Annotated in this window: 15 protein-coding genes; 10 read left to right on the top strand and 5 right to left on the bottom strand. The window is 73.1% G+C overall.

The window, feature by feature from the left end; translation table 11 throughout:
* Positions 1-8 precede the first annotated feature (8 nt).
* Genes IF20_RS09240 through IF20_RS09230 form a run of 3 tightly spaced genes read left to right on the top strand, consistent with a single transcriptional unit; the run spans position 9 to position 3,393 of the window.
* Positions 9-1,604, top strand: coding sequence for a ubiquitin-like domain-containing protein (locus tag IF20_RS09240; protein WP_110944012.1), 1,596 nt, complete (start codon positions 9-11; stop codon positions 1,602-1,604).
* The gene (rsmA, locus tag IF20_RS09235) at positions 1,601-2,482 is read left to right on the top strand and encodes a 16S rRNA (adenine(1518)-N(6)/adenine(1519)-N(6))-dimethyltransferase RsmA (protein ID WP_052864614.1); all 882 of its coding nucleotides are present in this window, start codon (positions 1,601-1,603) and stop codon (positions 2,480-2,482) included. Before IF20_RS09240 ends, rsmA begins: the two co-directional genes overlap by 4 nt.
* Positions 2,479-3,393, top strand: a complete 915-nt coding sequence (locus IF20_RS09230; protein ID WP_052864613.1) for a 4-(cytidine 5'-diphospho)-2-C-methyl-D-erythritol kinase — start codon at positions 2,479-2,481, stop codon at positions 3,391-3,393. Before rsmA ends, IF20_RS09230 begins: the two co-directional genes overlap by 4 nt.
* A gap of 48 nt (positions 3,394-3,441) precedes the next feature.
* Here the strand turns inward: IF20_RS09230 and IF20_RS09225 are convergent, their stop codons facing one another.
* Complete coding sequence (locus tag IF20_RS09225) at positions 3,442-4,173, bottom strand: hypothetical protein (protein ID WP_052864612.1); 732 nt, start codon at positions 4,171-4,173, stop codon at positions 3,442-3,444.
* A 42-nt stretch (positions 4,174-4,215) separates the two neighbouring features.
* Positions 4,216-4,359 carry a hypothetical protein gene (locus IF20_RS39055; RefSeq protein ID WP_199896545.1) on the bottom strand — a complete coding sequence of 48 codons (144 nt, stop codon included), beginning with the start codon at positions 4,357-4,359 and terminating at the stop codon, positions 4,216-4,218.
* A gap of 117 nt (positions 4,360-4,476) precedes the next feature.
* Between IF20_RS39055 and IF20_RS09220 the strand changes: the two genes are divergently transcribed.
* The 3 genes from IF20_RS09220 to IF20_RS09210 all read left to right on the top strand — a co-directional run bounded on the left by IF20_RS09220 (position 4,477) and on the right by IF20_RS09210 (position 9,468).
* A complete protein-coding gene (locus IF20_RS09220; protein WP_052864611.1) occupies positions 4,477-6,273 on the top strand; it encodes an ABC-F family ATP-binding cassette domain-containing protein in 1,797 nt (598 codons plus the stop codon).
* A 255-nt stretch (positions 6,274-6,528) separates the two neighbouring features.
* Complete coding sequence (locus IF20_RS09215; RefSeq protein WP_052864610.1) at positions 6,529-8,436, top strand: outer membrane protein assembly factor BamB family protein; 1,908 nt, start codon at positions 6,529-6,531, stop codon at positions 8,434-8,436.
* Positions 8,437-8,760: 324 nt separating this feature from the next.
* Complete coding sequence (locus IF20_RS09210) at positions 8,761-9,468, top strand: helix-turn-helix transcriptional regulator (RefSeq protein WP_052864609.1); 708 nt, start codon at positions 8,761-8,763, stop codon at positions 9,466-9,468.
* Positions 9,469-9,480: 12 nt separating this feature from the next.
* Here the strand turns inward: IF20_RS09210 and IF20_RS09205 are convergent, their stop codons facing one another.
* Complete coding sequence (locus IF20_RS09205; RefSeq protein WP_052864608.1) at positions 9,481-9,780, bottom strand: hypothetical protein; 300 nt, start codon at positions 9,778-9,780, stop codon at positions 9,481-9,483.
* Between the two features lie 20 nt (positions 9,781-9,800).
* The gene (locus IF20_RS09200; RefSeq protein ID WP_052864607.1) at positions 9,801-11,471 is read right to left on the bottom strand and encodes a sodium:solute symporter family protein; all 1,671 of its coding nucleotides are present in this window, start codon (positions 11,469-11,471) and stop codon (positions 9,801-9,803) included.
* Between the two features lie 265 nt (positions 11,472-11,736).
* Here IF20_RS09200 and galT point away from each other — a divergent pair, with 265 nt between their 5' ends.
* The 4 genes from galT to IF20_RS09180 all read left to right on the top strand — a co-directional run bounded on the left by galT (position 11,737) and on the right by IF20_RS09180 (position 16,165).
* On the top strand, positions 11,737-12,783 hold the full coding sequence (gene galT / locus IF20_RS09195; protein WP_052864606.1) for a galactose-1-phosphate uridylyltransferase: 1,047 nt from the start codon (positions 11,737-11,739) through the stop codon (positions 12,781-12,783).
* The gene (gene galE, locus IF20_RS09190) at positions 12,780-13,745 is read left to right on the top strand and encodes a UDP-glucose 4-epimerase GalE (RefSeq protein ID WP_052864605.1); all 966 of its coding nucleotides are present in this window, start codon (positions 12,780-12,782) and stop codon (positions 13,743-13,745) included. The genes galT and galE overlap by 4 nt, the downstream gene beginning before the upstream one ends.
* A 17-nt stretch (positions 13,746-13,762) precedes the next feature.
* A complete protein-coding gene (galK, locus tag IF20_RS09185; RefSeq protein WP_052864604.1) occupies positions 13,763-14,935 on the top strand; it encodes a galactokinase in 1,173 nt (390 codons plus the stop codon).
* A gap of 423 nt (positions 14,936-15,358) precedes the next feature.
* Entirely contained in the window at positions 15,359-16,165 is an 807-nt protein-coding gene (locus IF20_RS09180) for a response regulator transcription factor (RefSeq protein WP_052864603.1), read from the top strand.
* A 128-nt stretch (positions 16,166-16,293) separates the two neighbouring features.
* Here IF20_RS09180 and IF20_RS09175 read toward each other — a convergent pair whose 3' ends face one another.
* A complete protein-coding gene (locus IF20_RS09175) occupies positions 16,294-18,303 on the bottom strand; it encodes a beta-galactosidase (RefSeq protein WP_052864602.1) in 2,010 nt (669 codons plus the stop codon).
* Between the last annotated feature and the right edge of the window lie 36 nt (positions 18,304-18,339).

Here is an 18,339-nt window from a genome sequence, read left to right as displayed (position 1 = left end):
GGAGCGTCGTGAGTCATTCGCAGCGATACGGATACGCCCCGGCGTACGAGCCGCCGCAGGCCTACGGCTGGCCGGAGGGCCCCGAGACCCAGGAGTACGGGCCGTACGGGCCGCCCGACGAGGCGCAGGTGTACGACACGTACGCAGCGGTGCGCGCGGCCCGGTCCTACGACGCGTACGAGAGCCACGCGCCGTACGAGGTCCACGAGCCGTACGAGCCGTACGAGGCGTTCCCGGCGCAGTCGTCCGCGGCCCGGTCGTCCGCACCCACCGTGCCGTCGTACGCCCCGGAGGCGCCGGCCCCGGCGGTGCCGGCCCCGGCGGTGCCGGACCCGGTGGTGCCCGAACCGCAGGTGCGTACGCCCTTCGTGCCCGACCAGCCGTCGTACGACCGGCCCCCGGTCGAGCCGTCGTACGACCGGGGGCCGGTCACCGGCGGCCGGGCCGGGCGCCGGACCGCGGGGCGCGCCGCCGCCCGGCGCGCGGCCCGCCGGAAGCGGTTCGTCGACCGTCCCGACGGGCTGCTCAGACTGGTCCCGCAGGCGCTGGTCGTGGCGTTCCTCGCGGGCGGCACCACCGCCTTCGTCGCGCACGACAAGGCGGTCCGGCTCAGCGTCGACGGCGACCCGCGGCGGCTGCACACCTTCGCCGGGGACGTCGGCGAGCTGCTGGCCTCCGAAGGCGTGCCGGTCGGCCCGCACGACATCGTCGCGCCCGGCGCCGACGCCCCCCTGACCAGCGGCGACGAGGTGGCGGTGCGCTACGGCCGGCCCGTCGTGCTCACCCTGGACGGCCACCGCCGCCGGGTGTGGACCACGGCCCGCACCGTCGAGGGCGCGCTGCGCCAGCTCGGCGTGCGCGCCGAAGGGGCCTACCTCTCCGCCTCGCGCTCGCGGCCCATCGCCCGGCACGGCATGGAGCTGGCCGTCCGCACCGAGCGCACGGTGACCTTCATGGCCGACGGCCGCGCCCGGTCCGTGCGGACCAACGCCGCCACCGTGCGCACCGCACTCGACCAGGCCGGCATCCGGCTCCGCGGCCAGGACACCGCCTCCGTACCGCTCGACAGCTTCCCCCGCGAGGGCCAGACGATTTCGGTGCTGCGGGTGACCGGCTCCCGGGAGGTGCACGACGAGGCGATCGACTTCGAGACGCGGCGCCTCGCCGACCCCACGCTCTTCAAGGGCACCGAGTCGGTGGTCCAGCCCGGCCGGCCCGGGGTGCGCCGGGTCACGTACCAGCTGCGTACCGTCAACGGCGTCAAGCAGCGGCCGCGGCTGCTCCGCAGCGAGGTGCTGCGCGCGCCGCGCAGCGAGATCGTGCACGTGGGCACCGCGGCCGTGCCGACCAGCGTGGCCGGCGCCGACCACCTGAACTGGCAGGGGCTCGCCCGGTGCGAGACCGGCGGCCGGCCCGACGCGGTCGATTCCTCGGGCACGTACGGCGGGCTGTACCAGTTCGACCGGGCCACCTGGCACTCGCTCGGCGGGACCGGCGCCCCGCAGGACGCGCCCCCCGAGGAGCAGACGTACCGGGCCAAGAAGCTGTACGTCAGCCGGGGGGCGAGCCCGTGGCCGGTGTGCGGCCGTAAGCTTCACCAGTGACCAACAGCAGCACCGATGAGCCCGGCCCGCTCCTGGGCCCCGCCGACATCCGCGAACTGGCCGCGACGCTCGGCGTGCGCCCCACCAAGCAGAAGGGCCAGAACTTCGTCATCGACGCCAACACCGTCCGCCGGATCGTGCGGACGGCCGAAGTGCGCCCCGACGACGTGGTCGTCGAGGTCGGCCCCGGTCTCGGCTCGCTGACCCTGGCGCTGCTGGAGACCGCGGACCGGGTGACCGCCGTGGAGATCGACGACGTGCTGGCGGCCGCGCTGCCCGCGACGGTCCAGGCGCGGCTGCCGGAGCGCGCCGACCGTTTCGCGCTCGTCCACTCCGACGCGATGAAGGTCACCGAGCTGCCGGGCCCGGCGCCCACCGCGCTCGTCGCCAACCTCCCGTACAACGTCGCGGTGCCCGTCCTCCTGCACATGATGGCGACCTTCCCGACCATCGAGCGGACCCTCGTCATGGTCCAGTCCGAGGTCGCCGACCGGCTGGCGGCCCGCCCCGGCAACAAGGTCTACGGCGTGCCCTCGGTCAAGGCGAATTGGTACGCCGAGGTGAAGCGGGCCGGCGCCATCGGCCGGAACGTCTTCTGGCCCGCGCCCAACGTCGACTCCGGACTGGTCTCCCTCGTCCGCCGCGACAAGCCGCTGGAGACCACCGCGAGCCGCGAGGAGGTCTTCGCCGCGGTGGACGCGGCCTTCGCGCAGCGCCGCAAGACGCTGCGCTCCGCGCTCGCCGGCTGGGCGGGCTCGGCAGCCGCCGCCGAGGCCGCGCTGGTCGCGGCGGGCGTCTCGCCGCAGGCCCGCGGGGAGGCGCTGACCGTCGAAGAGTTCGCCCGCATCGCCGAGCACAAGGAAGCCGCAGCCCAGTGACCCCCGCCGCCTCCCGTTCCGTCACCGTCCGCGTCCCCGCGAAGGTCAACGTCCAGCTCGCGGTCGGCGCCGCACGCGTCGACGGCTTCCACGACCTGGCCAACGTCTTCCTCGCCGTCGGCCTGTACGACGAGGTCACCGCGGCGCCCGCCGACACCCTCACGATCACCTGCGAGGGGCCGGACGCCGGCCAGGTGCCGCTGGACCGCACCAACCTCGCCGCGCGCGCCGCCGAGCTGCTGGCCGCCCGGCACGGCATCGAGCCCCGGGTCCACCTGCACATCGCCAAGGACATCCCGGTCGCGGGCGGCATGGCCGGCGGCAGCGCGGACGGCGCGGGCGCGCTGCTCGCCTGCGACGCCCTGTGGGGGACGGGCGCGAGCCGCGCGGAGCTGCTCGACATCTGCGCCGAGCTGGGCAGTGACGTGCCGTTCAGCCTGGTCGGCGAGGCCGCGCTGGGCACCGGCCGGGGCGAGAAGCTGACCCCGCTGGAGGTCGGCGGCGCCTTCCACTGGGTCTTCGCGGCCGCCGACGGCGGGCTGTCCACGCCCGCGGTCTACCGCGAGTTCGACCGGCTGACCGAGGGCACCGACGTACCGGCGCCCGAGGCGTCCCCGGCGCTGCTGGCGGCGCTGCGTACGGGCGACGCCGCGGCGCTGGCCAAGGCGCTCTCCAACGACCTCCAGCCCGCGGCGCTCTCGCTCTTCCCCTCGCTCGCCACGACCCTCGAAGCGGGGACCGAGGCGGGCGCCCTGGCAGCGCTGGTCTCCGGCTCCGGGCCGACCACGGCCTTCCTCACCGCGGACCGCGCGACCGCCGAGCGGGTCGCCGCTGCGCTCCTGGCCTCCGGCACCTGCCGGTCGGCCCGCGTCGCGGACAGCCCGGCCCCGGGCGCGACGGTCATCGGCTGACCGCGGCCGCGGCGGGGCCGGACGTGCGCGCCCGGCCCCGCCGCGTGCTCAGCCCGCGGCGCGGACGAGGATCTCCGCGGTCCGGCGCCCGGCGCCGACCACGGCCTCGTCGGACGTCGCCACACACCGGTTCACCGCCGGGTCGAACGCCGTCATGATCACCCCGGCGTGGTCGGCGGGGCTCTCGGCGAGCGTCACCGGCAGCTCGCGCTCGCGCGCCGCCGCCGCCAGGTCGCGGGAGTGCTGCGCGGGCACCACGGGGTCCGTGCTCCCGTGCACGAGGTGGACGGGGACGGCCGGCGCCGCGCCCGCCGCGAGCTGCTCCAGCGCGGCAGCCCCGCCGAACCGGTCCGGTATGTCGAAGCGGCCCGCGATGCCGACCACCGCCGTCGGCCGCCGGCCGCCGACGGCGTCCGGGTCCAGCGCGGCGCCGACCGCCGAGGTGGCGCCGGTGGACCAGCCGGCCAGCACGGTCCGCTCCGGGTCCGCGCCGTGCAGGGCGGCCCGCTCCCGTACGTACGCCAGCGACTCCAGCAGGTGCGTACGGCCCCGGTCCTCGGCGTCCGGGCGCCAGTCGGGCACGAACACCACGGCCCCCAGCGCGGCTGCCGCGCGGGCCAGCGGCGCCAGCACGTCCCGCTCGTCCGGGCCGATGCCGTGCCACAGCAGGACGGCCGGGGGCGGCACGGCCGCCGAGGCCGGCCGGTACACGTCCAGGAGCTTGCCGCTCGGCCCGTAGGCAAGCCCGGTTTCGACGTCCACTTCGAGATCGACTGTCATGGGCGCGACGCTAGCAAGGCGCCGGCCGGGCCCGGCCGGCGGTCAGGAGCCGACGATCGCGAAGTCGGTCAGCCAGGCGACGACCAGCAGGTCGGGGGCCACCAGCAGGCAGATCACGCCGCCCCGGGCGCCGTCGTCCGCGTGTCCCCTGGCGGGACGGTACGGAGGGCCCGGACCGGGGCACATCCGTACGCCTACTCAAACCGTCGGGGCACCGTGCGGTACCGGTACGGACGTGATGCGGGGGAGACCGGCGTGCCGGACTAGGCTGGAAGGCCGACCGATGTGAAGCGCAGGAGTGAGATGGCCGCGAACCTCGTCAATCTGGAAGCCGTCAGCAAGGCGTACGCACTGCGTTCGCTGCTGGACGGCGTCTCCCTCGGCGTCAACGAGGGCGACCGGATCGGCGTCGTCGGCCGCAACGGTGACGGCAAGACGACCCTGATCCGCATCCTCGCCCAGCTGGAGACGCCGGACAGCGGCCGCGTCACGCACGTGAACGGGCTGCGGCTGGGCGTCCTGACCCAGCACGACTCGCTCGACCCGGAGGCCACCGTCCGGCACGAGGTGATCGGCGACCTCGCCGACCACGAGTGGGCCGGCAACGCCAAGATCCGCGACGTGCTGACCGGCCTCTTCGGCGGCCTGGACCTGCCGGGCTTCCCGCAGGGCCTGGACACCGTGATCGGCCCGCTCTCCGGTGGCGAGCGGCGCCGTATCGCCCTCGCGAAGCTGCTGATCGCCGAGCAGGACCTGATCGTCCTCGACGAGCCGACCAACCACCTCGACGTGGAAGGCATCTCCTGGCTCGCGCGGCACCTCCAGGCGCGGCGCTCCGCGCTCGTCGTCGTCACCCACGACCGCTGGTTCCTGGACCAGGTCTGCACCCGCATGTGGGACGTGCAGCGCGGTGACGTGCACGAGTACGAGGGCGGCTACAGCGACTACGTGTTCGCGCGCGCCGAGCGGGAGCGGATCGCCGCCAGCGAGGAGGCCAAGCGGCAGAACCTCATGCGCAAGGAGCTGGCGTGGCTGCGCCGCGGCGCCCCGGCCCGGACGAGCAAGCCGCGCTTCCGCATCGAGGCCGCCAACGAGCTGATCGCGGACGTGCCGCCGCCCCGCGACAGCGCCGAGCTGATGAAGTTCGCCAGCTCGCGGCTGGGCAAGACGGTCTTCGACCTGGAGGACGTGACCGTGCAGGCCGGGCCCAAGGTGCTGCTGAAGCACCTCACCTGGCAGCTGGGCCCCGGCGACCGGATCGGCCTGGTGGGCGTCAACGGCGCGGGCAAGACCTCGCTGCTGCGGGCGCTGGCCGACGCGGCGCGCACGCAGGGCGAGGCGCAGCCCGCGGGCGGGAAGATCATTGTCGGGAAGACCGTGAAGCTGGCCTACCTCTCGCAGGAGGTCGCCGAACTGGACCCGACCTGGCGGGTGCTGGAGGCCGTGCAGCGGGTGCGCGAGCGGGTGGACCTCGGCAAGGGCCGGGAGATGACCGCGGGCCAGCTGTGCGAGAAGTTCGGGTTCACCAAGGAGAAGCAGTGGACGCCGGTCGGGGACCTCTCCGGCGGTGAGCGGCGCCGGCTGCAGATCCTGCGGCTGCTGATGGACGAGCCGAACGTGCTCTTCCTCGACGAGCCGACCAACGACCTGGACATCGAGACGCTGACGCAGCTGGAGGACGTGCTCGACGGCTGGCCCGGCTCGCTGATCGTCATCAGCCACGACCGGTACTTCATCGAGCGGACCACCGACCGGGTCCTCGCGCTGCTGGGCGACGCGACGATGCGGATGCTGCCGCGCGGCGTGGACGAGTACATCGAGCGCCGGGAGCGGATGGCGCAGGCCGCGGCGCCGGCACCGGCGGCCGCGGCGCCCAAGCAGAAGTCCGCCGCGGTGGACCGCGCGACGCAGAAGGAGCTGCAGAAGATCGAGCGGCAGCTGGACAAGATCGGTACGAAGGAGGCGAAGCTGCACACGCAGATCGCCGACAACGCCACCGACTTCGCGAAGGTCGCCGAACTGGACGCGCAGCTGCGGGAGCTGGCGGACGAGAAGGACGAGCTGGAGATGCGCTGGCTGGAGCTGGCCGAGGACGCGTAGCGGCGCCGCGGCCCGGAACGGCGGCGTGCATAACGGGTGCGTCGCGGGAGTGTCCCGGGCCGGTCTCGCCCCTTTGACGGCGGCCTACCGCACCGGTGCGGTGTCGGTGCCGAGTGGTACAAAGAACTCCCGCTCAACTGCCGTTAATTGCCGCGCCTTATGTCTGATTCACTCCATCCCGAGGGGCTTTGCCGCTCGGGATCGCGGGGGAGGCCGATTCGGAGCCATGGGCCGGCGTGAAGAGGTAACCACCCGATGACCCAGCCGCCGCAGCCGCCACCACCGCCCGGTCAGCCGCCGTCCGGCGGCTTCGGCGCGCCGCAGGACCCTTCGTACGGCTACCCGCAGCAGCCGCCGCAGCCGAACCAGCCGCCCCAGGCCCCGCCGCAGCCGCCGCAGGCTCCGCCGCAGCCGCCGCAGGCCCCGGACCAGCCGCCGCAGACGCCTCCGCCGCCTCCGGGGCAGCCCCCGCAGGCGCCCGGCGGCTACGGCTACCCCCAGGCGCCGCAGGGCCCCGGCCAGCCGCCGCAGGGTCCCCCGCCCGGCCCGTACGGCGCGCAGCCCGGGTACGGCTACCCGACCCCGGTTCAGCCCGGCCAGCCCGGCCAGTTCGCTCAGCCCGGTCAGCCCGGCCCGTACGGCAACGCCTACGCGCCCACCACGCAGTACCCGGGCATGCCCCCGCAGGGCGGCGGCAACCAGAAGCGCGCCCGCATGATGATCATCGTGTCGGCCGTGGTCGCGGTCGCGCTGATCATCGGCGGCGGCGTGTGGTTCGCCAACAGCGGCGGCGGTGACGAGCCGGGCCCCGACGGCAAGGGCTCCAGCCAGGGCGCCGACGGCGGCTCGAAGGGCGGTGGCGGTTCGGTCGCGCTCAAGGGCGGCAAGGTCGCGATGAACCCGGAGACCAAGCCCGCCAGCTCCACCGGCAAGCTGCTCTTCAACGTCCCGGTGCCCCCGCCGGAGAAGTCCGTGGTGCAGCTGAACGGCGCCTGGGCGACGGAGCAGACCTACGCCAAGGTCAGCAAGGCCGAGATCGTCGGCTACGACCTGGCCGCGAAGAAGCAGAAGTACAAGCTCCCCATGGACGGCATCGTCTGCGGCGCCTCGCCGTACGCCACCGAGGAGGGCAAGGCCGCGGTGGTCTACGAGGCCGGTCCGCGCAAGGGCGAGACCTCGCGGGAGCCCTGCAGCCAGATCGGGCTGCTGGACATCGACTCCGGCAAGTTCGACTGGCACAAGACGATGCCGGGCGGCCGGCAGGCCTCCAGCATCGGCATGGGCGTCACCTTCAGCCAGGGCGCGGTCGTCGCCTCCTGGCCGGGCAACGGCGAGGTCGCGTACGACATCGCCGGCAAGGAGCTGTGGCACAGCCGCGACAACGGCAACGACGCCTCCATGCAGTGCCTGGACCGGGGCATCGGCGGCGGCAAGAAGCTGATCGCGATCCTGCGCTGCGGTGAGTACGGCTCCCAGACCACCCAGGTCCAGGAGATCGACCCGGCCACCGGCAAGCCGAAGTGGACGTACGACGCGCCCAAGGGCGTGCAGAGCGCCGAGGTGGTCTCCTCCACCGGCCCGGTGGTCATCGGTATCTCCGCGGGCGACGCCGGTATCACGGACATGGTCGTCATCGACGACTCCGGCAAGCAGCAGGCACAGATCTCCCTGCAGGACGACAAGTACAAGCCCAACTGCGGCATCTCCGGCGGCGTGGAGCGGTGTGTCACCGCGACCGCTGACGACAAGTACCTCTACCTGCCGTCCAAGTCGCACGACGCGGTGGGCGGTGACTCCTTCTCCCAGCAGAACGAGATCGTCGCCTTCGACCTGAAGACCGGGTCCGCGACCTGGAAGGCCTCCTCCGAGGTCGACCAGGAGCTCGTGCCGATCCGCATGGCCGGCGACAAGCTCATCGCCTACCAGGACGGTTACAGCGACAAGGGCGGCCAGGTCGTCAGCATCGACCCGGCGCAGCAGGGCAAGAAGACGGTCTTCCTCAACCTCCCGAAGGAGACCGCCGACGCGGCCCGCAGCCTGCGCCCGGGCATGACCCGCGCGGTGTTCGAGCACGGCCGGCTGTTCCTGAACCAGGAGATCATGTCCGGCACGAAGTACGGCCTGGGCGACGACAAGTACCTGGGCCTGGCCTTCGGCAGCTGAGCGATCCCGCAGGCCCGCGGCCTGTGCCGGCGGCCCCGCCCTACGAACCGTAGGGCGGGGCCGCCGTCGTACCGGGGGTAGCGGGGGCGCCGGCGGCGGGCGGGGCGCGATCCGGCGGGTGGCCGTACCGGACCCGGACTCCTCCGGACGGAAATGATCGGCGACGGGCGGCAAGTGGCCCAGAATGGCCGGGATTTCAGCATTCCGACGGGCTTCTGCCCGGTAGGGGGCGCACGATGTCGAACAAGCGTGTAGCTTCCGGATGCAAAGGGGCCCGGCGAAGGGCCGGGGGGCTGGGATCGCCGGGGAATGGGGGGTTGCTGAATGGGCGTGCGGCTCATGGTGGTCGACGACCACCGCCTGCTCGCCGAGGCGCTCGCCTCGGCACTGAAATTGCGCGGGCACAGGGTGCTCGCGGCGGCCGCGCCGAGTGCCGGGGCGGCCGACCTGGTGGTGAGCAGAGCGCCGGAAGTGTGCCTCATGGGGACGGCAGCGCCCGCCGAGCCAGGGGTGTTCGACCCGGTGGTGCGGATCAAGAAGGAGCGGCCCCAGGTGGCCGTCGTGGTGCTGGGGCCGGTGCCGAACCCGCGCGGTATCGCCGCGGCGTTCGCGGCCGGCGCTTCCGGTTACGTCCGCCACGACGAACGGATCGAGGGCGTGGAGCGGGCGATGATGAAGGCCAGGGCGGGGGAGGCGGCGATCGCCCCGGCCCTGCTCCAGCAGGCCTTCGAGGAGCTGCTGCACCCGGCGGCACAGCCCGACGACGAGGGCGCCCGGCTGCTGCAGATGCTGACCCCGCGCGAGGTGGAGGTGCTGGTCCGGGTCGCCGAGGGCGAGGACACCCGGCTGATCGCCGCCGGCATGGGTATCGCGCCGAGCACCGCCCGTACGCACGTGCAGCGGGTGCTGATGAAGCTGGGGGTGGGCTCGCGGCTGGAGGCGGCGGCGCTGGCGGCCCGTACGGGGCTGCTGGATCGGGCCACGGTCAGCAACGCGAACGCGGCGGGGCCGCAGCAGGCCCCGCCGCAGTGACCGCGTGCCGGATCAGTCCGCCGGGCCGTCCGTGGCGCCGGTCTCCTCGACGGCCGGTGCCTCGGCGGGCCGCAGCTTCATCCACAGCAGGAAGAGCACGCCGAGGATCAGCATGCCCAGGCCGGTCCAGAGGTTGATGTTGATGTCCTGGGCCTTCTTCAGGTCCGCGTCGGATGCCGTGAAGCCGGCGATCGTGACGATCACGCCGTAGACGACGAAGAGTCCGCCGATGATGCGGCGTACGTCGAAGAGCCGGGCCGCCGTCGCGGACTTGCGCTCCAGCTCCTCGACCTCGTGCTGGTAGTCACTCATGGGGTGTGCTCCTCAGGGCCTCAGAAGGAGAAGGGGATGTAGCAGAGCGCGGCGAGGACGACCGCGCCCCAGCCCAGCAGGGCCGGCTTGCGGTACCAGGCGTCGTCGCCCTCGGCGGGCAGCTCCTCCATGCCGGGCGAGCGGGTGCCGTAGACCAGGCCGGCCAGCGACTCGGCGGACTTGGGCTTGGTCACCAAGGTGATCACGAACATCACGACCGCGCCGACGACGAACGCCACGATCGAGGAGACGAAGTTGGCGCCCTGGTCGGAGGGGATCGCGATGATGCCCTGCTTGTAGAACCAGAAGTAGTTGACCATCGCGGCGACGGTGCCGGAGAGCAGGCCCCAGAAGCCGGCGGCCGCGCTGGTCCGCTTCCAGAACATGCCGATGATGAACACCACGAACAGCGGGACGTTGAAGAACGAGAACAGCGTCTGCAGGTAGTTCATGATGTTGCTGAAGCTGGACGCGATGAACGCGGTGCCCATGCCGATCAGCACGCCGACGGCGGTGACCACCCGGCCGGTCTTCAGGTAGTACCCGTCCTCGCGGCCCTTCTTCAGATACGCCGCCCAGATGTCGTTGGTGAAGACGGTGTTGAACGACGAGACGTTGGCGGCCATACCGGCCATGAACGCGGCGAGCAGACCGGTGACCGCGATGCCCAGCACGCCGTTCGGCAGCAGGTCCCGCATGAGGACCGGAATGGCGTCGTTGTACTGCAGGCCGTCCTTGGTCTTGCCCAGCGAGGGCTCCATGACCAGCGCGATCAGGCCGGGCACGACCACGACCAGCGGGATGAAGATCTTGGGGAAGGCGGCGATCAGCGGGGTGCGCTTGGCGGCGGAGAGGTTCTTCGCGGACAGCGCGCGCTGCACCTCGGCGAAGTTGGTCGTCCAGTAGCCGAAGCTCATCACGAAGCCGAGGCCGAGCACGATGGTCAGCCAGTTGGCGCCGAGCGGGTTGGACTCGCCGATGCCGGTGCCGCCCCACGCGGTGAGGAAGTCACCGCCGTGGCTGTCGGTCAGGCTGCTGGTCAGGCCGTCCCAGCCGCCGACGCGCTTGAGGCCGACGATGGTCAGCGGGATCAGCGCGGCGAGGATGACGAAGAACTGCAGGACCTCGTTGTAGATCGCCGAGGACAGGCCGCCGATGGTGATGTACGCCAGGACGAAGAAGCCGGCGACCACGATGGCCACCCACTCCGGCCAGCCCAGCAGGGCCTCCAGCACGATCGCCATCGCGTAGAGGTTCACGCCCGCGATCAGCACGGAGGAGACCGCGAAGATGATCGAGGACAGCAGGTGCGAGGACGGCCCGAAGCGGTGCAGCAGGAACTCCGGGACGGAGCGGACCTTCGAGCCGTAGTAGAAGGGCATCATCACCAGGCCGAGGAAGACCATGGCGGGGATGGCGCCGATCCAGTACCAGTGCACGGTGTACGCGCCGTACTGCGCGCCGTTGGCGGCCATGCCGAGGATCTCGGTGGCGCCGAGGTTGGCGGCGACGAACGCGAGGCCGGTGACCCAGGCGGGCAGCGACCGGCCGGACAGGAAGAAGTCCAGGCTGGTCTTCACGCTGCGCTTGGCGGCGAAGCCGATGCCCAGGACGACGGCGAAGTAGATCGCCAGGATGGTGTAGTCGAGCCCGTTCGTCGGGAGGCGTAGCCCTTCGGCCAACGTGATCATGGGTGCTCCGGGGGTCTGGGGGCAGCGCCCCCAGAAACTGCCGTGGTGCGGGGCGCCCTTGCCGTGAACGGTCAGAAAGCTACGCTCGGCCGCTGGGAAACTGAACAGTTTTGTTGGTTTTGTTTGTTGGATCGTGATCGAGTCATCCACTCAAGTGACGCTGCGTACGCGGCGGGCGGCGCACGGTGGATGCGTTGACGGATCTGTTGGCTCGTGGTTCATTATGTTTGTTTATGTTTGGTCGTCGGCTCGGCGAGGAGCAACAGTGAAGAAGACGTCCACGCGGCTCGCGGACGGCCGGGAACTCATCTACTACGACTCCCGGGACGACGCCGTGCGCGACGCCGTCGACCGGCGCCCCCTTCCACAGGTCACCACCGCCTCCGAAATCCGGCACGACCGCCTCCTCGGCGACTCGGTGGCCGTCGCCTCGCACCGCCAGGGCCGCACCTACCACCCGCCGGCCGACGAGTGCCCGCTGTGCCCCTCGCGGGACGGCCGGCTCTCGGAGATCCCCGCCGCCGACTACGACGTCGCCGTCTTCGAGAACCGCTTCCCCTCGCTCGCCGGCTCCACCGGCCGGTGCGAGGTCGTCTGCTTCACCTCCGACCACCACGCCTCCTTCGCCGACCTCACCGAGGAGCAGGCCGCGCTGGTCCTGGAGGCCTGGACCGACCGCACCGCCGAGCTCACCCAGCTGCCCGACGTCGAGCAGGTCTTCTGCTTCGAGAACCGCGGCGCCGAGATCGGCGTGACCCTCGGCCACCCGCACGGCCAGATCTACGCCTACCCCTTCGTGACCCCCCGCACCGAGCGGATGCTCGCCTCGGCCGACGCGCACCGGGAGCGCACCGGCGGCCGCAACCTCTTCGACGACGTCGTCGCCGACGAGCTCGCCGACGGCAGCCGCATCGTGCTGGAGGGGGAGCACTGGGTCGCCTTCGTGCCGTACGCGGCGCACTGGCCGTACGAGGTGCACCTCTACCCCCGGCGCCGGGTCCCGGACCTGCTCGCGCTGGACGAGGACGCGCGCACAGAGTTCCCACAGCTGTACCTGGAAGTGTTGCGACGGTTCGACCGGATCTTCGGGGAAGGGGAGCCGCCGACGCCGTACATCGCCGCATGGCACCAGGCGCCGGTGCGCGCCCCGCACCGCGCCGACTTCGCGCTCCATCTGGAGCTCTTCACCATCCGACGCACTCCCGGCAAGCTGAAGTTTCTCGCGGGTTCCGAATCCGGCATGAATGTGTTCATCAACGATGTGCCGCCGGAAGCCGCGGCGCAGCGACTGCGAGAGGTAGCGAGCGCGTGAGCAAGAAGTACCTGGTGACCGGCGGAGCGGGATACGTCGGCAGCGTCGTGGCGGCACACCTGCTGGAGGCCGGCCACGAGGTCGTCGTCCTGGACGACCTGTCCACCGGCCACCGCGAGGGCGTCCCCGCGGGCGCGCAGTTCATCGAGGGCCGGGTCCAGGACGCCGGCAAGTGGCTGGACCGGTCCTTCGACGCGGTCCTGCACTTCGCCGCGTTCTCGCAGGTCGGCGAGTCCGTCGTGGACCCCGAGAAGTACTGGCGCAACAACGTCGGCGGCACCATGGACCTGCTCGCCGCGATGCGCGTCGCGGGCGTGCGCACCCTGGTGTTCTCCTCGACGGCCGCGACCTACGGCGAGCCCGTGAACACCCCGATCACGGAGACCGACCCCACCGTGCCCACCTCCCCGTACGGCGCCTCGAAGCTGGCCGTCGACCACATGATCAGCGGCGAGTGCGCGGCGCACGGCCTGGCCGCGGTGTCCCTGCGGTACTTCAACGTGGCCGGCGCGTACGGCGACTGCGGCGAGCGGCACGACCCCGAGTCCCACCTCATCCCGCTCGTCCTCCAGGTCGCCCAGGGCCGCCGGGAGCACATCTCCGTCTTCGGCGACGACTACCCGACGCCGGACGGCACCTGCATCCGCGACTACATCCACGTCGCCGACCTGGCCGACGCGCACCTCCTCGCCCTCGACGCGGCGGTGGCCGGCGAGCACCTGATCTGCAACCTCGGCAACGGCAACGGCTTCTCCGTGCGTGAGGTCATCGAGACCGTCCGCAAGGTCACCGGCCACCCGATCCCCGAGGTCGTGGCCCCGCGCCGGGGCGGCGACCCGGCGGTCCTGGTCGCCTCGGCGCAGACCGCCATCGACCGCCTGGGCTGGCAGCCGAAGCGCGCGGACCTGGCGGAGATCGTGTCGGACGCGTGGGCGTTCACCCAGTCCCTCCAGCAGCCCTGACGGACGAAGGAGTCCCGTTGACAGACACGCAGCACGGCGCAGCCCGTACCGCCGCCGCCTTCCGCGAGGTATTCGGAAACGCCCCCGCGGGAGTATGGGCCGCCCCCGGGCGGGTCAACCTCATCGGTGAGCACACCGATTACAACGACGGCTTCGTGATGCCGCTGGCCCTGCCGCACACCACGATCGCCGCCGCGGCGCCCCGTACCGACGGCGTGCTGCGCCTGCACTCCGGCAACGTCAAGGGTGGCATCGTCGAGCTGCGCACCGAGGGACTGCGGCCGGCCCCCGACGGGGGCTGGGCCGCGTACCCGGCCGGTGTCCTGTGGGCGATGCGGGAGGCCGGACTCCCGGTGGACGGCGGCGCCGACCTGCACTTCGACTCCGTCGTGCCCACCGGCGCCGGGCTCTCCTCCTCCGCCGCCCTGGAGGTGGCCACCGCGCTCGCGTTGAACGACCTGTACGGGCTGGGCCTGGACGGGCAGGAGCTCGCCCGGCTCGCGCAACGCGCCGAGAACGCCTTCGTCGGGGTGCCCTGCGGGATCATGGACCAGACCGCCTCGGCGTGCTGCACCGAGGGCCACGCCCTCCTGCTGGACACCCGCGACCTCACCCGTCGCCAGGTCCCCTTCGACCTGGCCGCTGCCGGGCTGCGTCTCCTGGTCGTCGACACCCGCGTCCAGCACGAACTGGGGGACGGCGCCTACGCCGAACGCCGCGCCGGCTGTGAGCGGGCCGCACGCGCACTCGGTGTACGCGCCCTGCGGGATGTGGCGTACGACGATCTGGCGCAGACGCTGGAGTCGCTGGCGGACGAGGCGGCCGTGCGGCCCCTGGTACGGCACATCGTGACCGAGAACCGGCGGGTGGAGGACGTCATGGCACGCCTCGACGCGGGCGACCCGCGCGGCATCGGTCCGCTGCTGACCGCCGGCCACGCCTCGCTCCGCGACGACTTCACGGTCTCCTGCGCCGAGCTGGACCTGGTGGTCGAGGCGGCGAACGAGGCGGGAGCGCTGGGCGCCCGGATGACCGGCGGCGGCTTCGGCGGCTCGGCGATCGTGCTGGTGGAGGAGGTGGCGGCGGACGACGTGGGGAAGGCCGTCACCGAGGCGTTCGCGGCGGCCGGGTACGCCGCGCCGCGGATCTTCCCCGCAGTGCCCAGCGCGGGAGCCCGGCGGCTGGTGTGACGGACGCGGTGGCGGGGGCACGGGCGCCCGCCACCGCACACCCGCGCCCCTCTGTCAGCCGGTGTCCGCGACTGGCCGAGAGCCCCGCCGGAGTCCGCCGGTAACAGGCCGGAATGAGCCGATCACCAGGTACTGGTGCCTCGTGGTGAGCCGACTGCCCCACCCTGAACACATGGGTCGGGCAGTTTTGCCAATCGGCTTCCGTTGCCGGACCCCGTACGTACGCTGAACAGAGCACCGGTGGGGGCCGGTGCCGATCAGGGGGCGAGCTGGACCCTCCCCGCCGAACGCGGCGCGGGGAGGAGGGTACGGCGCCCGGGGTGGGACAGCGGTGGAGCACGGCGGCGGCCGTGCCGCTGCGGCGTCCCCGCCGCGGGCGCGCGTACCCATTTCCTGCCCGTTCCCCGAGACAGGGGGTCCTCAGTGCAACGCATCCGGGTCTTGGTGGTCGACGACCACCGCATCTTTGCCGAGTCCCTGGCGGCTGCCCTCGCGGCCGAACAGGACGTGGACGTGGCGGCGGCCGGGAGCGGACCGGCGGCCCTGCGCAGTCTGGAGCGGGCGGCCTCCGAGGGCCGGCGCTTCGACGTCATGCTCGTCGACGCCGACCTCGGCGCGGCCGTCGCACCGCTCGCGGCCGTCCCCATGCGGCCGCAGGTGCCGCGGGACGGCGCGGCCGACGGCGCGCCCGTGGACGGCATCTCGCTGGTCACCTCGGTCCGCACCACCCATCCGATGGTCCGCGCGGTGGTGCTCGCGGAGAAGGACGACCCACGCAGGGCCGCGGCAGCCCTCCAGGCGGGCGCCGGCGGCTGGGTCGCCAAGGACTGCTCGCTCTCCCGCCTGCTCGCCGTGATCCGCGGCGTGCTGCGGGACGAGACGCACCTCCCGCCGGCGCTCCTGACGGGCGTGCTGCGGGAGCTGACGGCGGCGCGCAAGCACCGCACCGAGAGCGAGCGGCTGGTGGAGTCGCTGACCCCGCGCGAGCGCGAGGTGCTGCGCTGCATGGTCGCGGGGCTCGGCCGCAAGGCGGTCGCAGAGCGGCTGTTCCTCTCCCCGCACACCGTCCGCACGCACATGCAGAACGTTCTGGGCAAGCTCGGCGTGCACTCCACGCTCGCGGCCGTGGCGCTGGCGCGCCGGGCCGGCGTGGGGCCGGTCGAGCTGGAGCCGCCCCCGTCGTCCCCGGCGGCGCAGCCGGTGCCGACGGCGTCGGTGTCGGTGCCGTGACGGGCCCGGACGCCGCCGGCGGCCCCGCCCCGGCCGGCCCGGCGGCCGGCGGCCGGTGCGGTGGCCCGGCCGCCGGCAGACCCTGACCGCCCCGCCGCCCGGGACCGTGGCCCGGGCGCGGGGCCCGCTCAGGAGCCGGCCTGCGCGCCGGGCTCCGTCAGGACGGCCACGCCGCGGGCCGGCAGGGTGAGGTGATGCACGGTTGCCGCCCGCGGCGCGGCCTGTGCCAGCGCGTCGGCCATCGGCTCCGGCAGCGCCACGTCGGCCGGCTCCTGCCCGTGGTTGAGCAGGAAGAGGTACCGCTCGCGGGCCCCGGAGCGCACGGTCGCCTGCACCCCGGGCGGCAGCCCCGGCAGGACGGGCGTGACGCCCGCCGCCTCCCGTACGTCGTCCATCAGCGCGCGCATCAGCCCCGGGTCGGGGCGGGTCCCGACGTACCAGGCGGTGCCCCGGCCGTAGGAGTGGCGGGTGATCGCGGGCCGCAGGGCCGGGCCCTCGCCGACGAAGTCCACGACGGACCCGGCGCCCTCCAGGACGATGTCCTCGGCCCAGAGGTCGGCGCGGCCCGAGTACCGCCCGCGCAGCAGCAGCCGGGCGCCCTCGTCCAGCGGCCGGAACTCCTCCACCCACAGGCCCAGCAGCTCGCGCAGCGGCGCCGGGTAGCCGCCGGGGTGCACCCGGTCGTGCGCGTCGACGATGCCGGAGAAGAACGACACCAGCAGGTGCCCGCCGTCGCGTACGTACGCGGCCAGCCGCTCGGCGTCCTCGGTGCGCAGCAGGTACAGGTTGGGGACGACGACCAGGCGGTAGCCGGACAGGTCGCGATCGGGCGGGACGATGTCGCAGGCGACGCCCGCCTCGAACAGCGGGCGGTAGTGGGCCAGCGCCCGCTCCGGGGCCTGCAGCGCGGTGGAGGGGCGGGAGTCCAGCTCCAGCGCGCGCCGGCTGTCCCAGTCGGCGAGCAGCGCCACCTGTGCCTCGGAGCGGGTGCCCTCGATGCCGGGTACGGCGGCCAGCTCCCGCCCCAGCTCGGTGACCTCGCGGAAGATCCGGGTGTCGGTGCCGCCGTGCGGGACCATCGCGGAGTGGTACTTCTCGGCGCCGCCGAGCGACTGCCGCCACTGGAAGAACAGCACCGCGTCGGCGCCTTGCGCGACGGCCTGCCAGCTCCACAGCCGCATCGCGCCGGGCGGCTTGGGGCTGTTGCGGGGGCGCCAGTTGACGGCGCTGGGGGCCTGTTCGAGGAGCAGCCAGGGCTGGCCTTCACGGGCGGAGCGCATGAGGTCGAAGTGGTAGCCGGCGCGGATGTGATCGTCGGCGACGTAGGGGTCCTGGTAGAAGTCCAGCGCCATGACGTCCATGTCGCGGGCCCAGGCGAAGGCGTCGACCGGCTTGTGGTCCGGCATGAGGTTGGTGGTGACCGGCACGCCCGGGGTGATCCTGCGCAGTACCTCCTTCTCGGCGAGGTAGCAGGCGCGCAGCGCGTCGTCGCTGAAGCGGAGGTAGTCCAGCTGCTGCGCCGGATTGGCGGAGGTGGGCGCGGCGCGCGGCGGCAGCACCTCCTCGAAGTCGCCGTAGGCCTGCGACCAGAAGGCGGTGGACCAGGCGTCGTTGAGCGCGTCGACGGTGCCGTAGCGCTCGCGCAGCCAGCGGCGGAAGTCCTGGGCCGAGACGTCGCAGTAGCACTGCCGGGTGTGGCAGCCGTACTCGTTGCCGATGTGCCACAGGGCGAGCGCGGGGTGGCCGGCGTAGCGCTGGGCGAGGCGTTCGACGAGGCGGACGGCGTGCTCGCGGTAGACCGGACTGGAGGGGCAGTAGTGCTGGCGGGCGCCCGGCCAGCGCCGGGTGCCGTCGGCGTCCTCGGGGAGCGTCTCGGGGTGGTGGTGGGCGAGCCAGGGCGGTGGGGAGGCGGTCATGGTGGCCAGACAGACCGCGATGCCGGCCTGGTCCAGGCCGTCCATGACGCGGTCGAACCAGCCGAACTCGTAAGCACCGGGGCGGGGTTCGACCCGGGCCCAGGAGAAGATGCCGGCGGTCACCATCGTGACGTGTGCCTGTTTCATGAGGACGAGGTCCTCGGCCCGTACGTCCTCGGGCCACTGCTCGGGGTTGTAGTCCCCGCCGTACCGGATTGCCATCGCGCGGTCCCCCCTGGGGGCTTGTCGGGTCGCGTG

The sequence above is a fragment of the Streptomyces niger genome, from assembly GCF_000718305.1.
Lineage (GTDB): Bacteria > Actinomycetota > Actinomycetes > Streptomycetales > Streptomycetaceae > Streptomyces > Streptomyces niger.
The sequence above is the reverse complement of the archived record's forward strand: the minus strand, read 5'-3'. Positions and strand labels throughout refer to the sequence as shown.